Annotated in this window: 12 protein-coding genes; 7 read left to right on the top strand and 5 right to left on the bottom strand. The window is 63.7% G+C overall.

Annotated features, from left to right (window positions below; all coding sequences use genetic code 11):
• Positions 1–21: 21 nt before the first annotated feature.
• A complete protein-coding gene (locus Pla108_RS19575; protein ID WP_146446676.1) occupies positions 22–1,599 on the bottom strand; it encodes an efflux transporter outer membrane subunit in 1,578 nt (525 codons plus the stop codon).
• Between the two features lie 315 nt (positions 1,600–1,914).
• Here Pla108_RS19575 and Pla108_RS19580 point away from each other — a divergent pair, with 315 nt between their 5' ends.
• Both Pla108_RS19580 and Pla108_RS19585 read left to right on the top strand, forming a co-directional pair.
• The gene (locus Pla108_RS19580; protein ID WP_146446677.1) at positions 1,915–3,159 is read left to right on the top strand and encodes an efflux RND transporter periplasmic adaptor subunit; all 1,245 of its coding nucleotides are present in this window, start codon (positions 1,915–1,917) and stop codon (positions 3,157–3,159) included.
• A 9-nt stretch (positions 3,160–3,168) separates the two neighbouring features.
• Complete coding sequence (locus tag Pla108_RS19585; protein WP_146446678.1) at positions 3,169–6,327, top strand: efflux RND transporter permease subunit; 3,159 nt, start codon at positions 3,169–3,171, stop codon at positions 6,325–6,327.
• A gap of 115 nt (positions 6,328–6,442) precedes the next feature.
• Here Pla108_RS19585 and Pla108_RS19590 read toward each other — a convergent pair whose 3' ends face one another.
• The gene (locus Pla108_RS19590; RefSeq protein WP_197526732.1) at positions 6,443–7,525 is read right to left on the bottom strand and encodes a GntR family transcriptional regulator; all 1,083 of its coding nucleotides are present in this window, start codon (positions 7,523–7,525) and stop codon (positions 6,443–6,445) included.
• Between the two features lie 527 nt (positions 7,526–8,052).
• Between Pla108_RS19590 and Pla108_RS19595 the strand changes: the two genes are divergently transcribed.
• The 5 genes from Pla108_RS19595 (at position 8,053) to Pla108_RS19615 (ending at position 14,186) form a co-directional block, all read left to right on the top strand.
• Complete coding sequence (locus Pla108_RS19595) at positions 8,053–8,820, top strand: hypothetical protein (protein ID WP_146446680.1); 768 nt, start codon at positions 8,053–8,055, stop codon at positions 8,818–8,820.
• 37 nt (positions 8,821–8,857) lie between these two features.
• Entirely contained in the window at positions 8,858–9,856 is a 999-nt protein-coding gene (locus tag Pla108_RS19600) for a hypothetical protein (RefSeq protein WP_231934563.1), read from the top strand.
• Between the two features lie 137 nt (positions 9,857–9,993).
• Positions 9,994–11,151 (top strand): DUF1559 family PulG-like putative transporter, encoded by a 1,158-nt coding sequence (locus Pla108_RS19605; RefSeq protein ID WP_146446682.1) that lies wholly within the window; start codon positions 9,994–9,996, stop codon positions 11,149–11,151.
• A 69-nt stretch (positions 11,152–11,220) separates the two neighbouring features.
• Positions 11,221–12,681, top strand: coding sequence for a glycoside hydrolase family 71/99-like protein (locus tag Pla108_RS19610; RefSeq protein ID WP_197526733.1), 1,461 nt, complete (start codon positions 11,221–11,223; stop codon positions 12,679–12,681).
• 206 nt (positions 12,682–12,887) lie between these two features.
• Positions 12,888–14,186, top strand: a complete 1,299-nt coding sequence (locus Pla108_RS19615; protein WP_146446684.1) for an MFS transporter — start codon at positions 12,888–12,890, stop codon at positions 14,184–14,186.
• A 93-nt stretch (positions 14,187–14,279) separates the two neighbouring features.
• Here the strand turns inward: Pla108_RS19615 and Pla108_RS19620 are convergent, their stop codons facing one another.
• The 3 genes from Pla108_RS19620 to Pla108_RS19630 all read right to left on the bottom strand — a co-directional run bounded on the left by Pla108_RS19620 (position 14,280) and on the right by Pla108_RS19630 (position 19,595).
• Positions 14,280–17,456, bottom strand: coding sequence for an efflux RND transporter permease subunit (locus tag Pla108_RS19620; protein ID WP_146446742.1), 3,177 nt, complete (start codon positions 17,454–17,456; stop codon positions 14,280–14,282).
• Positions 17,457–17,469: 13 nt separating this feature from the next.
• The gene (locus Pla108_RS19625) at positions 17,470–18,999 is read right to left on the bottom strand and encodes an efflux RND transporter periplasmic adaptor subunit (protein ID WP_146446685.1); all 1,530 of its coding nucleotides are present in this window, start codon (positions 18,997–18,999) and stop codon (positions 17,470–17,472) included.
• A gap of 80 nt (positions 19,000–19,079) precedes the next feature.
• The gene (locus Pla108_RS19630; protein WP_146446686.1) at positions 19,080–19,595 is read right to left on the bottom strand and encodes a hypothetical protein; all 516 of its coding nucleotides are present in this window, start codon (positions 19,593–19,595) and stop codon (positions 19,080–19,082) included.
• Positions 19,596–19,632: the final 37 nt, after the last annotated feature.

The following is a 19,632-nucleotide window of genomic DNA, read 5'->3' on the forward strand; positions in this document are numbered from 1 at the left end:
AATGGCCTCGCTCACGGCCGGTCAGGGGGCTGGTAGGTTGAGCGCCGGCAAGTCGGCGGGGACTTCCTCGGCATCCGGCGCCTCCATCGTCTCGGCCGTAACGGGGGGGCTGACGACAGGCTGAGCTAGGAACGGCGACGGCCAGCCGCCTCCAACGGAGCGGTAGATCGCCACCACCCCCTGCGCAACCGCTCCCTTGGCGATTGCCGCCGACTCTTCTTGCTGGGTCTTGAAGTTTTGGACGTTGAAAACCCGGTTGAAGTCGGCGTTCTCGTCGCCCTTCTCAAAGAGCTCATTGATCAGGTCGTTCGTCTTTCCGGCGGCCTCGGCCGCGACGAGCTGCGACTCAAGACGCTCTTGGGCGCGGAGGAACTGGGCGATCGCGTTCTCGGCTTCGAGGTTCGCGAGCAGCACCGTTTGGCGATAGCTCGAGAGCAGCTGTTGGAAACGCGCCTGCTGGACCTCGATCGATCCGAAGATCCGGCCATAGTTCAACAGGTTCCAAGTCAGGTTGGGGCCGACCGAGCCAAAGCCTGAGCCGCCGCGGAAGATGTCTGCAAACTGATTCGCGCTTCGGCCCACCGTTCCGACCAGCGAGATCTGCGGGTAGAGGTCCGCCTCGGCGACGCCAATGAGCGCGCTCTGAGCCGCAAGTTGGCGTTCGGCACGGCGGACGTCCGGCCGGCGCATCAGCGTCGCCGCCGGGATACCGACGGCGATTTCCGGATCGACATTCGGAATGCGGCCCTCGCCCAGACGCGGCCCCAAGTCCTCCGGCGGGATGCCCAGCAAGACGCAAAGCTGGTTTTGACTCTGACGCAGCGCCAGCTCCAGTTGCGGCACGAACGCCTCGGTCTGCGCGAGGCTCGACTTCGCCTGCTGAACGTCGACCTCGCTCGCCTCGCCGGCCTGTCGCCGCTTTTGGGTGAGGTCGTACGTCTTACGTTGGTTGTCCACGTTCCGCGCGACGAGTTCGAGACGCGTCTGCGTGGTGCGGATATCGATGTAGGTCGCGGCGACATCCGCCACGAGCGTCACGACGACGTCGCCGTAGTCAAAGACCGACGCGTCGAGAGCCGCGTCCGATGATTCGATGGCGCGACGGTAGCGGCCCCAGAAGTCGACTTCCCACGCCAAGCTGAAGGACCCCCGCCAGACGCTGAAGTGTCGATCGAATCCCGAGCCCGTTGTCAGGTTGTGCGAGTACGACGCCGAGAAGTCCTGCTGCTGGGGAAAGAAATTCCCGACCGCGATACGACGGAGCGCTCGCGCTTCAAAGATCCGCCCGCCGGCCTCGCGGAGCGTCAGGTTCTGACGGTACGCCTCGGCGACAAGCTCGTTGAGAACCGGATCGTTGAAGCCGGACCACCAAGCCTCGTGTTCGACCGGTTCGGTAAGAACCCGCTTGTCATCCGAGTCGATCCAATCTTCCGCCACCTGGGCGCCGGGTTGGCAGTAATTCGGCCCCACCTTGAAGCCGTTGGCGACCCACTGCCGCGGGCTCGTACAGCCGAGAACGCCGATCGCCAAGGCGACGGTCGAAACAACCGCCCAGCGACCCGCTGGGAGGGTCCGCCGCTGGTGATGATCGCAGCCCATACAACTGACGCCCCTACCGCCGCCACGACCGGCAGCACAAGAATGGTCCCTACCACCTGCTTTTTCGTTGATTTTGGCGCCAGGCGTGCAACCGACCTGCCAGAGATCGAGAACCTTCTGACGACGGCGGCCCCACCCTCGCTACAGTCCTCACAGGCCCGGCGACCGGCAAACTCGACCCGGCCGCTCCGCTGGCCGGGAGTGTCGCCCGAGCGTCCCGTGACTATGATCGCACTAGATGAACCGTTCTGGTTGCTCCGGTAGGGCCCAGAGCCCTCTTCCCAGGCCCGGCGCAAGCCGGGCGACGCCGAGTTAATGACGAAGCCGACCGAATCGAAAACCGAGCCGGGCCGTGTTCTGCTACGCCTCGCGATTCCCTGCGCGATCCTCTTGGCGGGCTGGTTGGGCTTTGTGCGCCTCGCTGGTAGCGTCGAGGTAGAGCCCCCTGCACAAGAAGAAGAGGTGATGCTCCGCACCCGAGTGGAGGAGCTCAAGGTCGTCGACTTCCCGGTGATCGTCCGCACCAATGCGGTCGTCCAGCCGCACAACCGCGTGACGCTTGCGGCGGAGATTGGCGGCGTCATCGTCAAGGTGAGCCCGTCGTTCGAGGTAGGGGCTTACTTCGAAGCGGGAGAGGTCCTGGTCGAGATCGACCCGCGGAACTACCAGACTCAGCTAGCAATCTCCAAAGCACAGCTAGCGGCGGCCCGCTCCGCGCTGGAGCTGACAAGGCTCACGGAGGAGCGAAAGCTTGAGCTGATCGAATCCAACGCCGTTTCCAAGGCCGAGGTCGACGCCGCCTCCGCCGCACGCGAGCAGGCCGAGGCCGATGTCGATCTCGCGCGGAGCCAGGTCAAGCAGGCCGAGCTCAACCTGACGCGGACCAAGGTGTTGGCGCCTTTCGACGGTCGGGTTCAGTCCAAATTGATCGGGCAAGGCCAGATGGCGGGCGCCAACTCGGCCTTGGGCGAGGTGTTTGCAATCGACTTCGCCGAGGTCCGGTTGCCGATCTCCGGCAGGCAACGGACGCACCTCCGGCTCCCGGAGTTTGCGGACGATCCCCCCGTCAACGTTACGTTGCGTGACGCGATCGTCGTATCTGACGACCAAGTCTGGCGCGGTATAATCGTTCGCACCGAGGGAGTGCTCGACGAGAACTCCCGGGACCTCTTCGCAATCGCTCGGATCGACGACCCCTTCGGCCGACGTACAGGCGCGCCGCCCTTACGCATCGGGCAGCCGGTCATCGCCGAGATCGAGGGGGAAGTTCTCAAGGACGTGGTCGCTTTACCGCGCGGGGCGGTCCGCCAGCTCGACAAGATCGTGTTGGTTGACTCGGTGGCGCACACGCTCCTGCCAATGAATGTTCAGCCGCTCTGGTCTGACGCCGACCATGTGCTGGTCCGGGCCGCGGCGATCCCGGAAGGGAACTGGCTCGCCACGACAGCCATGACCTACACGCCGATCGGGTCGAAGGTCGAAATCATCCCGGCGCCCGATTCGGGCCCGGCCATCGCCGACTCGGGTTCTGCCGAATCGACCGACAAAGTCGCCAACTGAGCGGGACCCATGATTCGCTGGTTTGCGACCAACGGCATCGCCGCCAACTTCTTGATGATCGCGATCGTCATCGCGGGCGCGTATACCGCGGCGACCAAGATCCCGCTCGAGGTTTCGCCCGAGCGGAGCTTCGAGACGGTCATGGTCGAGATGGTCTACCGGGGCGCGACGGCCAAAGACGTTGAACGCGCGATCCTGATCCCGATCGAAGAAGCGCTCGAGGGGGTCGAGGGGATCCGCGAGCTCAACGCCGATGGTTTTCGAGGACAAGCCCGCCTCTGGATCAACGCCGAGCCGGGGACGAATCTCCGCGCGCTAATGGACGACATCCAGGCGCGGATTGATACGATCACCACGTTCCCGGATGAGACCGAGCGGCCGCAGATATCAATTCCCGACTCCTCCAACTGGTGGGAGGTGCTGAGCGTCGCCGTCACCGGTGAGCTGAGCCCTAGGGAACTGGGGGAAGTCGCCCGCCGCGTCCAAGAGGACATCCTGGCGCTGCCTGGCGTGAGCCGCGCGCAGGTGCAGGGAGGCCGCCGCTACGAAATTAGTGTCGAGGCCGACCTCGAGAGGCTCGTCTCCTACGGGCTCAGCTTCCAAGACCTGTCGGACGCGATCCGCCAGTTCTCGATCGACCTGCCGGCCGGGGCGATCGACAGCCCAAGCGGGACCTTCATCGTCCGGACGCGCGGTCAAGCCTACTCAGAGCGAGAGTTCAGCGAGCTGCCGATAAGCCGGTCCAATGGGTCCGACGTCCTTCTCGGAGAGGTCGCCACCATCAACGATGGTTTTGAAGAAGGCGCCAAGATCGTTGAATTCAACGGCAAGCCGTCGCTCTTTGTCGAGGTGCTGCGAACGGGGAAAGAGAGTGCGATCGATATCTCTAACCAGGTCCGCGACTACGTGCGGACGTCGCGCAGCCGCTTCCCCGATGGCATCGAACTCTTTGTCTGGGACGATGAGTCGGTCTCGATCCGGGGCCGGCTGAGCACGCTGATCTATTCGCTGCTGCAGGGTTCCGTGCTGGTGCTGTTGTTACTGGGACTTTTTCTCCGTCCCGCGTTGGCTTTCTGGATCGTGGTCGGCATTCCGGTCGGCTTCGCCGGGGGCGTGTTGCTCATGCCGTGGTTCGGGATCACGGCCAATGTCATGAGCCTCTTCGGTTTCATCATCGTCGTCGGCATCGTCGTCGATGACGCAATCGTGACCGCCGAAAACATCTATCAAAAGCTGAACGAGGGCGTGCCTCCGCTTGAGGCGGCGATCGAGGGGACCCACGAGGTCGCCACGCCGGTCACGTTTGGCGCGCTGACGACAGTCGTCGCGTTTCTTCCGCTCGCCTTCTTCGAAGGGACTTGGGGCGACTTCGCGTCGCAGGTGCCGCCGATCGTCGCGCCGGTGCTGCTCTTCTCGCTCGTGGAGTCGAAACTCATCCTGCCGGCCCACTTGAAGCACCTCAAGCCGATCCGTGGCAACTCGCTCTTCACACGTTTTCAACGGTCGGTCGCCAACGGCCTCGAGGTCTTCATCGAGCGGATCTACCAACCAGCGCTAGAACGAGCCGTTCAACACCGGTCGTCGGTGCTCGCCCTGTTCGTCGCGTCGGGACTCCTGATGGCGGGTTACTGCCTCAGCGGCCGGATGGAGTTCGTCGCGTATCCCTCGGTTGATCGCCAGCGGATCTCCGCGTCGCTCGATATGCCGGACGACACGCCTCTGGACGTGACCGACCGGTACATGAGCCGGATCGAGACGGCGGTGCTAAAGCTGCAAGAGGAGTTTGTCGACCCAGGTAGCGGCGAATCGCTGGTCCAGAATATCTCGAAGATTGTCGGCGCGGCGCGGATCCACCGCGACTTCGACAAGTCACGCGGAGCCATTGCCTTCGAGGTGATGGCGCCATCCCTACGGAGTGAGCCCGGTCCGAAGAACAGCGAACTCGTCAAACGCTGGATCGAACTCGTCGGGCCGATCCCCGAGGCTTCCGAGTTCCGCGTCCGAGCCGACGCCAGCGTGCGGAACGACCGCGACATCGACACCGAGAACCTCAACATCGAGCTACGCGGGCCAATGTCGCCCGCGAAGGCCGAAGTCGCCCGCCAAATCCGCGCCCTCCTGCAAGAGTACGACGGATTCAGTTCGACCTGGTCCGGCGTCAACTACGGTCAGGACGAGTTGGAGCTGTCGCTCAAGCCGCTCGCGGCCGAACTCGGTCTGACCCAGCAGCAGCTCGCCCAGCAAATACGACAGGCGTTTTTCGGCGAAGAAGCGCAACGGGTGCAGCGTGGCGTCGATGACATCCGGGTGATGGTGCGACTGCCACGTGAGCAGCGCGAGTCGCTGCACACGCTCGACCGATTGCGGATCCGTACGCCGCGTGGGGCCGCGGTGCCGCTCTCCACGGTGGCCGAAATCAACTTTCAGAAAGCGTCTTCGATGGTGCGACGCAAGGACGGGGCGGAAGTCCTGCTCTGCGGCGCCCAGCCGGTCGATGAGACGGTCGATGTCCTTGGTATCGCGAAGGAACTCACGCCGAAGATTCGCGCGCTGTGCCGACCGCATGGCCTCTCGTTCCAGTATGTCGGCTACGTTGCCGAGGCGGAGGACGCCCAATGGACAACGATCATCGGCGCGTGCCTGCTGGCGTTCACGCTCTACGGTCTGCTGGCGGTCGCCCTGAAATCGATGGGACAGCCGTTCTTTGTCATGCTGGCGGTCCCCTTCGCGATCATCGGAGCCCTGCTCGGGCATATCTTGTTGGACATCACGCCGTCGTACCTTTCGGTCTTTGGAATGCTCGCTCTGGCCGGTGTCGCGGTGAACGACACGCTAGTGATGGTCGACTACGTCAACCGCCGCCGAGAGAAGGGCGCCACCCTCGAAGAGGCCGCGCTCCAAGCGGGGGCCCGACGTTTCCGGCCGATCATGTTGACCTCGGTGACCACCTTCGTGGGTCTCGTTCCGCTGCTGATGGATCGTTCTCTCCAAGCGCAATTCCTGATCCCGATGGCGGTGTCGCTCGCCTTCGGGGTCCTCTTTGCGACGCTCGTGACTCTATTCTTGATCCCCTGCTCGCTGCTGGCCGCCGACGACCTCCGGCGGGCGCTCGGGGCGGCGAAACGTTGGTACCTGAGGCCCTTCCGGTCCGCGCCTTCGACCGAGTAGTCAGGAAGCGTGCCGGTGCATTGAGCCCAGCCCGGCGCATTTCGTAGAGAACGCCCCGCCGGAGCGTCACCGTTGCGACGTCACACCGAACCCGCGGTGGTGCGAGTAATTCAAGTTAAACGAACGAAGATCGGCTACGTTCGCTGGCTTGTTCCGACGTCGATTCCCCGAGGAAGAGCGACGAGTTCGTCGGCTCCATCAGCAGATCGCCACGCCAGCCATGGTCGCCGGCAAACCAGTCGAAGCTTCGCTCTAACAGGTCGGTCAAGTCGGGGGTATTGAGTCCCGTGATCGAGGGGCAGAAGTACTCCGATGGCGGCTCAAGATTGATCGACCCGATCGAACGATCGCGTCCTACGACGATCCCCCGTTCGTAGCAGGCGCGGACCGACCCGATCGCCGCCGGGCAGGTCGTCGCAATAAATCCCGTCGCCTCGGACTCGCCTTCGTCGAGAAGACGCGACATGAGCCGGTACGCGGTTGCAGTCGGATCGGTGTAGATCGGGGCCGGATCGTCTCGCAGATCGCCCCGCCCCCCCTTGCGTGACAACCAGTTCTGCCAGATCGCGATGCGGCGATTGATTTCGGTGTTGCGATTCTGCGTGTTAAGACAATCGATGTGACGATGCCCAAGGTCCCAGAAGTGATCGAGGACTCGTTCGATACAAGCGTCCGAGAAGAGGCGGATCGACGGCAATCCCTCCGCAGAGAAGTCGCCGTCAAGCACGACGACCTTATTGGCGCGGAGGTGCTCGATCAGTCGTTGCGGGACGACGGGGCCGTAGGGGATGATCACGGTCCCCTTCGCCTGCTCGACGACGTCAACGACCGCTTTGTCGTCCCAGTGGACGAATTGGCCCGGCCGGATCGCCAGTCCTCGCTTCTCGGCCGCCTCGGTGACCACCACGCGGAGTTGGGTCAGATAGCTCGACGGATACGCCGGGTAGAGAAGCACGACTTCGGCCGGCTTCGCCGATCTCGCGAACGTCGGGTGGATCACCAGCGAGCCCGATCCGTCGCGCGCTAGCACCTCCTCGTCGAGCAGCTGACGCACCGCTCGCCGGGCCGTCATGTAGCTCACGCCGGTCTCTTCGGCGAGCCTCCGCTCGCCGGGGATGCTGTCAACGAGGTAGTCGCCAGCCTGGATCCGTCGCTTGATGATCGACATGACCTCGTTGTATTTCGTCGGCGCCGGCATCGTTTCTCTTACGGATAGCGGGATACGGCGAACGCCGACTTTCTTGAGCGTACGCGTAACAACGTTTCGCGCCCAATACGACGGCATTTAAGGAGCTTCGCGCGGCCATTGCGGCTCGGCGTCAGGGACTTCGGCGGCACGCTCGAGAGGCGTTTGGAAGCGATTCGTCCGACCCGTCGAGCATTTGCTTGACACCCAACCTAGCATAGCATAGCGTAGGTGCTATGGGTTTGGGTCCGGTTCCCGTCCTGCCAGTAGCGGCCACCCGTGGCTCAGCTGCGAGCAACTTTTCCATGACTTATCCAAGACACCGTTGGGCGTCGTGTTTCTAGCGGTGCGGAGATTATCGCAAGCGTTGACTTCTCAGCTGGTTTTTTTCGTGGTTGGCTAAGGATCGTCCCTACAGCGCGGATTGGGGAAGGATTCTGAACCGCCTGTCGCCGCGGATTCGATCGCTGAATCGAATCCGCGCACCGAGGTCTTCCTTTCTCATCACTCGTTTCGATCGACCCCTCTTGGAGAGCGTAATGAACGCCATGCTTCGTTTAATCCTCGGCCAGGCTGTGCTGGCGCTGGTTCTGGTTGCTACGACCGTGTCTGCCCAGACCGTCCTGATTGACTTCGGCAGCGACACGTCGTTCCGCGGCCTGAGTGTTGTGAACCCCGATGCGAATGGAAACAACTGGAACAACATCGCCCCCGGCGCCTTCTTCTCCGACCTGATCGATACGAACGGCGTGGCGACCACAATCGACTTTGGGTTCAGCACCCCGGTCGGCACGGACAGCTACAACGGCCCGGCGGGCGACACGAGCGCGGGCGCCGCCGCTAGCGTTGGCAACACGGATATCGACGCCGCCGCGCTCGGCGACTTGGGCGTCCTCAATGCGGCGTTCGACTTCGTAGCCGAGCGGGACACGCGTTTCGAGATCCAAGGCCTCGACCCGAGCAAGCAGTACGACCTGACCTTCTTCGGGTCGCACAAGTACAGCGGAAACGCCACGACCCTCTACTCGGTCTACACGGACAACACGTACAGCACCGTGGTCGGATCGGCCACGCTTGACATCCAAGACCTGGTCGACCCCTCTCTGCACAACCGTGATACGGTCGCGACGATCAGTGGACTGTCTCCCCAGACGGGTGACATTCTCTATGTCCAATTCACCGGGACGAATGGCGATTACGGCTACCTCAACTCGCTAAAGATCACGGCCGTTCCTGAGCCGGCGTCGGCGGTCGTCGCAATCGGGTTGGTCGGCATCGCGGCCGCTTCTCGGCGTTGTCGGGTCTAGGCCCTTTATCTATCCCTTCGCGCTTAGGTGACCTGTCATGTCCTCTCTTCAGCATAGCGCACGGAAGTTTCGTAGAAACCTCGTGCTCATAATGCTCGCTTGCGCGCCGGCGGTCCCCGCCGGCGCGCAGACGGTGCTGTTCGATTTCGGCAACGACGCATCGTTCCGGGGGGTCTCCTCGCCGAGCCCTGATATCAACGGCAACTATTGGAATAGCCTGCGGACCGGCGTGTTCTACCCCGGACTCTTGGGCGCGGATAACCAACCGACGACGATCGACTTCGGCTTTAGCACGCCCGTCGCGACCGACAGCTACAACGGCCCTGCCGGCGCAACCGACACGACGACCGTCGGTACCGACGTCTTCTTCACGGACATCGACGCTCCCGCGTTAGGAGACCTGGGTGTGCTCCAAGCGGCGTTCGATTTTGTCGCCGGACCGTCGCTCGCCGACAACGCGGTTCGGTTCGAGATCCAGTCGCTTGACCCTCTAAAAGTCTACGACCTGAGCTTCTTCGGGTCTCACAAGTACAGCACCGACGCGACCACCGTGTACTCGGTCTATACCGACAATACCTACACGACGCTTGTTGATACGGTGTCGCTCGACGTGCAAGACTCGCTCGATCCCTCACTGCACAATCGTGACACCGTCGCCACGCTCAGTGGGATCGCTCCGCAGGCCGACAACATTCTGTATGTCGAGTTCATCGGTTCGACGGGCGCCGAAGGCTATCTGAATGCTATGAAGTTGGTCGGCATCAACGCCCCCGCGGTCGACGGTGACTTCAACCGTGACGGAAGGGTCGACGCCGCCGACTACACGGTCTGGAGAGATAACCTCAACGGCGACGAGGCCCTTCTCGGCGGCGCCGGTGACGGAAGCGGCACGGTAGATGCGGGTGACTACACGCTCTGGAGCGGCAACTACGGCGTTAGCGCGGGGCTCGCCACGGCTACGCCCGAACCGGTGTCGTCGGTGTTGGTGTTGGCGGCGTCACTGGGGTGGTTCGCCGCTGCGGGACGCCGACCGTGACCGGGCAGGCAGGCGACGGTCTGACCGTGGCGGGGATGGTTTTTCTCCCCGCCACGCATCGACGCCCTACTCGATCGTCTGACGGGATGGGCCCGGCAAGCCTCGACGTCTTCTCTGCTAATCAAGGAGGCAACCATATGCAGTCGACAAATAGATCGCCGAACCGAGGCGCGTTCACGCTCGTCGAGCTTCTGGTCGTGATCGCGATCATCGGAATCCTGATCGCCCTCTTGCTACCGGCGGTGCAGGCGGCGCGTGAGGCGGCGCGACGCACGCAGTGCAAGAGCAACCTCAAGAACATCGGCTTGGCCCTGCAGAACCACCACGACACCCACGGGGCTTTCCCCGCCGGTGGCTGGGGGTATCGCTGGCTCCCCGAGCCAGATGGCGGCTACGGCCGCGATCAGCCCGGTAGCTGGCTCTACGGGATCCTCGCCTTTATGGAGGAGGGGTCGATCCGCGACATCGGCGCCGGCACCGCTGCGAGCAGCCCGGCGCGCGACCAAGCGATGGCCCGGCTCTTGGTGGCGAGCGTCTCGGTGATGAACTGCCCCAGCCGCCGGCCCGCGGAGCCCTACCCGCTTGTGAGCAACGCCAGCAACTCAAACTCGGACTACAACAACACGACGGCCGACTTCACGGTCGACCCCGCCGCCGCGTACCGAAGCGACTACGGCGGTTGCCGCGGGGGTGGCACTCAGCAAGCCTACGACGCGGCGACGTCAACTGGATCGGACCAGGAGAAAGCGGTGGCGATCCGCAGCTTCCAGCTCATCGATGGCCCGGGACCCGCCACCTTTGCGGAAGCGACGACCTGGGACGCCAAGAACCCGCAGTTGGGCATCAACAAATGGGTAAGCAATATGGGGGCCGGCGGGAACGGCGTGATCCTCGGTCGCGAACCGGTTCCGATGCGGAAGATCAGCGACGGGACCTCCAAGACCTATGTCGCTGGTGAGCGGATGCGTGAGTCGGACCTCTACACGACCGGCACCTCACTGTTCGACGACCAGTCGGCCTACAACGGGTTCGACCGCGATTCGATCGTTTCGGCCTGGGTCCCTCCGCTTGCCGACATGACGTCGACGGAATACGAAGCCTGGCAGACTTCTGTTGGCAACACCTACGCGCCCGCCAGCGGCGGCTCGCTCTCGTTCAACTTTGGAGCCGCGCACCCTTCGGTTTTCCAGGTGGTTTACTGCGATGGGTCGGTGGCGAGCGTCAGCTATGATATTGACCTTGAGGTTCACCGGGCTCGTGGAAGCCGCAACCTGGGCGAAACGAATCAGGAGTAGCGGCCTCGCCCCCCGAGGCGCCTCTCCGACGCCACGCCGATTACGATGCTCAACGGCCGGGACACACGCATGAGTCGCTGCTTAATCAGTCTCGCCTCGCTGCTAGCGGTGGTGATCGCGCCCGCTTCGGTCTTGGCGCAAGCGGCCGAGGTCGTGAAGACGAATCCGACGAAAGTCTTCATGCACTACATGCCCTGGTTTGAAACGCCGGACACGCTCGGCGGCAATAACTGGGGTTACCATTGGAAGTTCAACAACCGAAACCCCAACCTTGTCGACGAGACGGGGAAGCGGCAGATCGCGTCGCACTACTACCCGCTCATTGGGCCCTACGCTTCACGCGACGCGGACGTCATCGAGTACCACCTGCTGTTGATGAAGCTGTCGGGCGTCGATGGGCTGCTCATCGACTGGTACGGCCAGCAGGGGACGAACGGCGACATCAACAACCTGCTGACCAGCAGCAACGCCGTTGTCGATCGTGTCGATAACGTCGGGCTCGACTTCGGCGTTGTGATGGAAGATCGGTTCTCTGCCAACCTCAATCAGGGGAAGGCCAACGTCGCGTATCTCCGCGACCACTACTTCAATCAACCGAACTACATCCGACTGGGCGCCGAGCAGAAACCGCTCTTGCCGGTCTTCGGTCCGATCACGTTCCAGCAAGAGAGCGACTGGACACAGGTCCTCGCCCAGGCGGGCGAGCCGGTCGACCTACTGACGCTCTGGTACGAGTCGGCGGACGCCGGCTCCAACGCCGCGGGCGAGTACGCGTGGATCTATGAGGATGCGGCGCAGGACAACCACCTCACGCACCAGCGCAATTTTTACCGCATCCGCGCGCCACAGCAGGGGGTCGCGGGTGGCGTCGCCTACCCCGGTTTCGACGACTACTACGTCGAGGGGGGTGTCGGCAACGTGGTCCCCTTCGAGATCCCGCACGACGGTGGCCAGACCCTCGACGCGCTGCTGAGTCTGGCGACGACTTACGCCAACAACGTCGATTTCGTCCAGCTCGCCACCTTCAACGACTTTGGCGAGGGGACCATGTTCGAACCGACTATCGAGACCGGGTTCGAGTACCTCAAGAAGGTGCAGCAGTTCACGGGGGTCGCTTACGGCGAGGAGGAGTTGCGGCTCGTCCATCGCCTTTACCTTGCCCGCAAGAAGTACGCGGGTGACGCCGCCATCGAAGGCGAACTCGACACGGTCTCGGATCTGCTGACGAATCTCCAGATTGGTCAGGCCGAGGCCGCTCTCGAAGCCGTCGCCCCTCGGGGCGATTTTGACGGCGACGGCGACGTTGATCTCAATGACTACGGCGTGTGGTCGGCTTCACTTGGCTCGCAACTCGCCCTCTACGGCGGTGGCGCCGATGGCAATCAAGACGGACGCGTCGATGCGGCCGACTACACGGTCTGGCGAGACAGCCTCGCCCTGAGGAACGCCGCCTTGATAAGCGTCCCAGAGCCGGCGACCCCCGCGCTGGCGGCCCTAGCCACCGGCGCCGCGTTGTTCTCGCGGCGGTAGCCGACCGCCCTCGCTAGGCCGAGGCGCCGCGGCGTAGCCCGCTCGAAGGGGTATGCCCTACCCACTTCGGCGCCGGCTCGCCTTGACGTACATTGGGGCTTATGACGCCGTTGGCTGCGGTGAGTCGCATGCGTCACTAACGTTGACGTCGCCTGCCTCGGGACTCAGCCGCCTGTGAGTAAGACCCCGACCCTTTGGGCGAATCGATGAGCGACGCCGCTGACCCGATCGGCGACGCCGAGCACAGCACGCCGGCGCGTTTGTTGGCCAGCCTCTCGCTGATGATGTTCCTGCAATCGTGCCCGCTCGGCGTCTGGGGCGTCACGATCGGCACCTACCTTGCCGCCAACACCGGCGATCAAGGGTCGGGCGTTTACTCGGCCGGGTTCGTCGGTTACAGCACCGCGGCGGGCGCCATCGGAGGGCTCGTCTCGCCCTTTGTCATGGGGCTCCTCAGCGACCGTCTCTGGCCGGCTCAGCGATTGGTGTCGATGCTCCACTTCGGGTGCGCGGCCTCAGCGGTGGGGATGGCCACGAGTCAGAGCGAACTCGGGTTCTTTCTTTGTCTGGTCACGTACTTTCAGTGCTACGTCCCGACCGTCGCCCTGATGAACAAGGTCGCGCTGCGTCATCTTGCGAAAGCCGATGTCGAGTTCCCATTAGTGCGTCTGTTCGGCGCCTTTGGGTGGATTAGCGCCGGCATCTTCGTTGGCCTTGTCTGGCCGTGGACCACGGGAGAATCGATCGAAGCCACCCGCACGCCACTCTGGATTGGCGCCGTAGCGGATGTCTTGGTGGCGATCTATGCGATGACGCTCCCCGCGACGCCCGCCGAACGACAGGGGCCGATCCTGCTGCAAAGCGTGATCGGCGAGTGCCGCGAATTGCTTGCGAATCGACGTCTCGTTGCGTTTCTAGCGATTTCGCTTTTCGCTTGCGTCCCCAGCATGGCCTACAACAACTACGGCAACGCGTTCTTGAATCGCGAAGGGTACCCCAACCCGGCTGCGTTGATGACGTTCGGGCAGGTCTCCGAAATGATGGTGCTGCTCGTGATGCCACTGTTAATCCACCGCCTCGGACTGAAGGGGGTTCTCGTCGCCGGGATGGTGGCATGGACCCTCCGTTACGTTTGCCTCGCCGCCGGCGCGTCGTACGGGACGAGCCTGGCCGTCTACGCGGCGGTCTTGCTTCACGGCCCCTGCTTCGCCTTCATCTACGTGGCGGGTCCGATGTACACCGACCGATTGGTGGGCCCGCAGAGTCGCGGCGCCGCGCAGGGGCTCTACGCCTTGGCGGCCATCGGCTTAGGTCACTTGCTGGGAGCCTTGACGGTGGGCAAATGCCAAGAGCTCTTCTTGACTCCGGAAGGCGTCTCGCAGCCGCCCTACGACTGGACCACCTTCTGGCTCGTTCCGGCCGCGATCAGCTTTGCAACGGCGATCGCCTTCGTGTCCGTCATGCGGGGCGGACAAGTCGGCAAGCGGCAAGTCGACCCCGATTGATGGCGACAACACCCGGCGGTCCTATCGCAGCGAGAATCCAGGCAACGTATCTGCCCCTCACCGTTCGGTACGTAACTGACGCGACTCCAATTCCTACAAAGCGGGGTCCGTTGGAGTGGTCGACAGCTGATCGGTCGGTCCGTTGACGACCCGCTCCCCTTCCCTGCGGCCGAAGAGCCAGAACAACGCCGGGTGGACGAAGAAGTCGAGCAGCGTGCTGCTGATGACCCCACCGAGGATTACTGTCGCCACGGGATAGAGAATCTCCTTACCGGGCTCGCCGGCGGCGAGGACCAACGGCACCAAGGCGATTCCTGCCGTCAGGGCTGTCATCAGGACCGGCGCCAAGCGTTCGAGCCCGCCGCGGAGGATCATCTCGTGCGTCCACGACTCGCCCTCGTACTTCACGAGATGGAGGTAGTGCTGGAGCAGCAGAATGCCGTTCCGCGAGGCGATCCCCGCCAGCGAGATAAAGCCAACGATGCTAGCGATCGTCAGTGTCTGGCCCGTCAGGACGAGCGCAGCGACCGATCCGATAAACGCCATCGGCACCGCCGCCATGACCTGGAGGGCGAGGTTCACGGACTTGAACATCGTGTAGAGCACGAGGAATACGCCTAACAACGAGCCGGCGAAGAGCCATCCGATCAGCCGCGACGCGTTCTGTTGACTCTCGAACTGCCCGCTGTACTCGAAGTAGTAGCCCGCCGGCAGCCCTTGCTGGACCGGGATGAGTCGCTCCTTGATCTCTTGGACGACGTCCACTAATCCGCGGTCAGCGACGTTGCACTGCACGACGATACGGCGACGTACTTGTTCGCGTTTGACGACGTTGGGGCCGGCCGACGTATAAATCTTAGCCACCGCTTCGAGCGGCACGACGCCCCCGCCCGGGGTTTCGATCGGCAGGCGTCGTAGCACGTTGATGTCCTCCCGCGCGTCTTCTTCCAGTCGCACGATCAGGTCGAAGCTGCGTTGTCCAATAAGCACCTCCGACACGACATGGCCATTCATAGCCGTCTCGATCATCTGGTTCACCTGCTCGACCGAGAGGCCGTTCACCAGCAGTTTGTCGCGGTCGAGTTCGACACGCAGTTGCGGGATCAAGGTCTGCTGCTCAACCAGCAGGTCACGGACGCCCGGCACGCCGGCGATCGCTGCGCGCGTCTTCTCTGCCTCGCGCCGGAGCACGTCGAGATCGTCGCCGAACAGCTTGATGCCGACCTGCGCCTTGACCCCCGAGAGCATGTGCGAAATGAGGTGGGCGATCGGCTGCTCGGTGGCGGAGACGACCCCCGGAAACTCGTCCATCATCTGGCGGATCGTCGTCAACTGCTCCTCCCGCGAACGCGGCGACTCGGGGTCGAGGTCGATAACGTACTCGCTGGCGCTGACCGGCTCGGCGTGCTCGTCGAGCTCGGCGCGTCCGGTGCGGCGCACGAATCCCATCACGTCGGGGTTCTCGCACAGCCGCCGCTCGACCTGTCGATTGAGGCTGTTCGAGGTCGACAACGACGTCCCCGGGGGGAGGAGCACGTTGAGCTGAACGGACCCTTCGTTGAAGGGGGGGAGGAAGTCTCTCTCAAGCTGAAAGAGCGTCGCCATCGCGATAGCGACCGCCGCGGTCACCGCGGCGAGGTTCAGCCACGGCGAGTGGAGGCTGAAGCGGATCACGCCGCTTGCCAACCACTTTAAGAATCTCAGCAGCGGACCTTCATTCTCGTGTCCCCGCAAGCGGCTGTGACCAAGCATCAGGTAAGACAGCACCGGCGTCACGGTCAGGGAGACCAGCAGCGACGCCCCGATTGAGACGACGTAAGCAATTCCCAGCGGCGCAAAGAGGCGGCCCTCCATCCCCGACAGCGCGAAGAGGGGCAAGAACACGAGGCAGACAATGATCGTGCTAAAGACGATCGAGCTGCGGACTTCGAGGCTGGCGTCGTAGACGACGCGCAAGGCGGGCTTGGGGTTGGCCGCCCGTCGGTTCTCGTTGAGCCGACGGTAGATGTTCTCAACATCGACGATCGCATCGTCAACCAATTCGCCGATCGCCACGGCAAGACCGCCGAGCGTCATGGTGTTGATCGACAGGCCAAACCATCGGAAGACGAGCACCGTCATGGCGAGCGAGAGGGGAATCGCCGTTAACGAGATAAACGTCGTGCGGACGTTCAGCAGAAACGCAAAAAGGATGATGACGACCAACACGCAGCCGTCTCGCAGCGCCTCGGCGACGTTCGTCAGCGCCCGGTCGATAAAAGCCCGCTGCGCGTACAGCGGCTCGATACGGACATCGTCGCCCAGCGCGCCGCGTGTTTCGGCCACCGCGTCGAGAATGGTTTGATGGAGCTTGCGGGTGTCGGCGCCCGGCTGCTTGTTGATGGTCAGAATAACCGCCGGCCCCCCGGAGAAGTCGCCGTCGTCTTCACGCACGTAAGCGGACCCGTCGCCCCGCTTGATCTGGGGGCCTTCAATGATCTGAGCCACCTGGGCAAGGGTCACGGGTCGCCCGTCCCGGATCGTAACGGCGACCTTCTGGAGGTCCTCGATCGACTGGACCCGACCAATCGCCCTGACGAGCAGCTCGTTGGGCCCCTGCTGGTCCAGATAGCCGCCGGTGGCGTTCTGGTTCGATTTTGAGATCGCGTCGCGGACTTCTTCGAGCGTTACGCCGTAGCGTCGCTGCGCGGCCGGGTCGACGAGCACTTGGAACTGTTTGCGCCCGCCTCCCATCGTGAAGACCTGGGCGACCCCCGGAATGGTCAGCAGCCGTTGCCGAAGGACCCAGTCGGCCCGTGTCCGCAGCTCGATCGGGTCGGTGACGCCCCCTTCGCTCCACATCCCGAGCATGAGGATCTGGCCCATGATCGAAGAGATCGGAGCCAGTTGGGGGCTCACCCCCATGGGCATCCGGTCGGTCACTAAGGCGAGTCGTTCGGCGACGACCTGGCGGTCGACGTAGATGTCAGTGCCGTAGTCGAACTCGACGTAGATCACGGAGAGGCCAATGCCCGAAGCGCTCCGCACCGCCTGAACACCGTTGGCGCCGTTGAGCGCCGTCTCCAGCGGAAAGGTGATCAGCGACTCGACTTCTTCAGGGGCGAGGCCGGGCGCCTCGGTCATGACCACAACACGGGGCCGGTTGAGGTCGGGGAAGACATCGATCGGCGTGTGCAAGGCCGACCAGACCCCCCCCGCCATCACCGCGAGGGCGGCGCCGAGGACCAGGAGCTGATTGCGCAGCGAGAATCGGATAATCGCGTTGAGCATCGGCGGCGCCTTCTCAGTGGTTGTGGCCGGCATGGGGGTCGATCGCCCCGCCCGCCTTGTTCTTCAACGCAAGCTGCATTTGGTGCGCGCCGGTCAGGGCCACAGTGTCGCCAGGAAAGACCGCTCCGTCGTTGGCGACCACCACCGACTTCCGATCGCGATAACGTTCGTGGACCGCGATGCGGTCGAAGTGGTCGCCGTTCTGGACAAACACGAAGCTGTCCGGCCCCTCTTTGACGACGGCGTCGGTGGGCAGAACGATCTGATCCGTCCACTCTTCGACGGGCACCTGGAGCTGCATCCGCTGACCGGGACGGTAGCGCCACGTGACAAACCGTTGGCCTCGGTCGTTCTCAGTGTCGTCGGTCACCTCGTTCGGCAATTCGACATAGAACGGGAGCGTACGCGATTTGGGATCGATCTCGTTGGCCAGGTAGGCGATCGGCAAGCCCGTGACGTCGCGTTCCTTACCGGCGTTCTCGACAGTCGCAGTCGCCCGCCATCCGCGTCGCTTTGCCTCGGCGATCGCAGCGCCGTCGCTCTCGAACGCCTGCCCCTCGATGTAGAGCTGCGCATAGTCCGCCAACACACAGAGGACCTCGCCGATGTCGACGGTCTCGCCCTTGTGGACCGAGAGCGACTGAATCACCAAAGGAGGGCCGTGCCCGGCGTGTTCGAGCGGTTCCGGCGCCGCGAGCGGGCCCTCTTCAACGAAGGCGGCTTGGCTAACTGGCGCCACGCCGCTCAGCCGCATCTCATCCGGCGAATCCTCGTCATGGTCGTGATCGTCAATAATGGGGGCGTACAACCGAAGCTGGGTGAGCAACCGTCGCTCAGTTTCTATCCGCTGAATCTGCTCAACAGACAGACCGTGGAGCCGGAGGGCCTCGCGCTGCGACGCGAGCGAGGCAAGCAACTTGTCGCGGGCGTACTGCCGCTCCAGCAACACCTTGCCCGCGATGGCGCCGCTCGCGCTCACCCCCTCGACGCGGGCGACCTCCTTCTGCTCGACGTCCAGGTCGCCAAGCGTCTGCAAGAACTCCTTCTGCGAGTTGACGAGCTCTTCGTGCGTCAGCCGCAACTGAAACAGCAGGGTCCCGCTCGGGACCGCCTCTCCCGTGACGGCGTGGACGTGGGTCACGACGCCGGTCAGCGGCGCACTGACCGGCAGCCGGCTTCGTCCCGGCCGCTCGACAACCACCGCAGGAACGGAGACCGTGCGAACGAACGTCGACATATCGATCGGGCGGACCGTCTCGGGGCCGAGGCCAAGGTTCGCCATGGCGGCCTCGGACAGTTCGAGCGACGCCTCGTCGCTGTGGCCTACGTGGTCATGGCCTTCATGACCGGCCTCGCCTTCGTCATGGTCGTTATCATCGTGGTTTTCCTCGGCGGCATCCTGCGACGCGGTGAAATGCTTCGCCCACCGCGAGATCGGCGAGTCGAGCGAAGCGGTGACGACACCTCCCGCGAAAGCTAGGAATAAGAGGATCACACTCACCACAAGACCGAGCGACAACTTGCTTGGCGGGGAAGGTTTCATCGGTTCTCTCGGGGCGAGTGCGCGGGGCGGCGCGGGGGTGACGGATCACCCGCCGCGCCGCACCAACGCACGAGGATCGATCAGTGGTTGTGGCCGCTGTGGTCGTGATCGTGCTCAAGCGACGTCGAATACGGCTTGCCCGCGACACGGACCACCAACTTGGCGGAGGCGTCGTGCCGGTGCAGGTCGCCCATCAGCGGCTTGCTGACCAGCGCATACATGGCGGTTGGCCCCGACGCCGGCTTCCCCTGGGCATACAGCGGGGCAAGTCGATACTGCCGCGGCTTGCCCCCGCCACGGACATTCACCAGCAGGTAAGGCTCGCTAATCGCGACCTGCCGACTCGCGGCGCTGTCGAGCAGCACCACAGTCACTTGGTCCATCTTTTCGTCGAGCACCAGCTCCGCGTGGTATGCCTCGGCGCCGAGCTCGAAGAGCGCCCCGCCGTGAGGGCCCGCTTCGGCGTGATCGTGAGCGGCGTGGTCGTGGGCGGCGTGATCATGCCCCGCCTGAGCCTGACCGGGCGCCGCGGCGACCCGAGTCGGAAGAGCGTGAACGACCGCTGATAGTAGCGCAGCGGCGATGAATAATCGCATGGATATTCTCCAAAATTGCAATGGGACGGACCGAAGC

The organism is Botrimarina colliarenosi, from assembly GCF_007859955.1.
GTDB classification, from domain to species: Bacteria; Planctomycetota; Planctomycetia; order Pirellulales; family Lacipirellulaceae; genus Botrimarina; species Botrimarina colliarenosi.

Bases quoted from the DNA above. Each gene is read 5' to 3' on its own strand.
- Pla108_RS19575 (WP_146446676.1), bottom strand. From the start codon at position 1,599: ATGGGCTGCGATCATCACCAGCGGCGGACCCTCCCAGCGGGTCGCTGG.
- Pla108_RS19580 (WP_146446677.1), top strand. From the start codon at position 1,915: ATGACGAAGCCGACCGAATCGAAAACCGAGCCGGGCCGTGTTCTGCTA.
- Pla108_RS19585 (WP_146446678.1), top strand. From the start codon at position 3,169: ATGATTCGCTGGTTTGCGACCAACGGCATCGCCGCCAACTTCTTGATG.
- Pla108_RS19590 (WP_197526732.1), bottom strand. From the start codon at position 7,525: ATGCCGGCGCCGACGAAATACAACGAGGTCATGTCGATCATCAAGCGA.
- Pla108_RS19595 (WP_146446680.1), top strand. From the start codon at position 8,053: ATGAACGCCATGCTTCGTTTAATCCTCGGCCAGGCTGTGCTGGCGCTG.
- Pla108_RS19600 (WP_231934563.1), top strand. From the start codon at position 8,858: ATGTCCTCTCTTCAGCATAGCGCACGGAAGTTTCGTAGAAACCTCGTG.
- Pla108_RS19605 (WP_146446682.1), top strand. From the start codon at position 9,994: ATGCAGTCGACAAATAGATCGCCGAACCGAGGCGCGTTCACGCTCGTC.
- Pla108_RS19610 (WP_197526733.1), top strand. From the start codon at position 11,221: ATGAGTCGCTGCTTAATCAGTCTCGCCTCGCTGCTAGCGGTGGTGATC.
- Pla108_RS19615 (WP_146446684.1), top strand. From the start codon at position 12,888: ATGAGCGACGCCGCTGACCCGATCGGCGACGCCGAGCACAGCACGCCG.
- Pla108_RS19620 (WP_146446742.1), bottom strand. From the start codon at position 17,456: ATGCTCAACGCGATTATCCGATTCTCGCTGCGCAATCAGCTCCTGGTC.
- Pla108_RS19625 (WP_146446685.1), bottom strand. From the start codon at position 18,999: ATGAAACCTTCCCCGCCAAGCAAGTTGTCGCTCGGTCTTGTGGTGAGT.
- Pla108_RS19630 (WP_146446686.1), bottom strand. From the start codon at position 19,595: ATGCGATTATTCATCGCCGCTGCGCTACTATCAGCGGTCGTTCACGCT.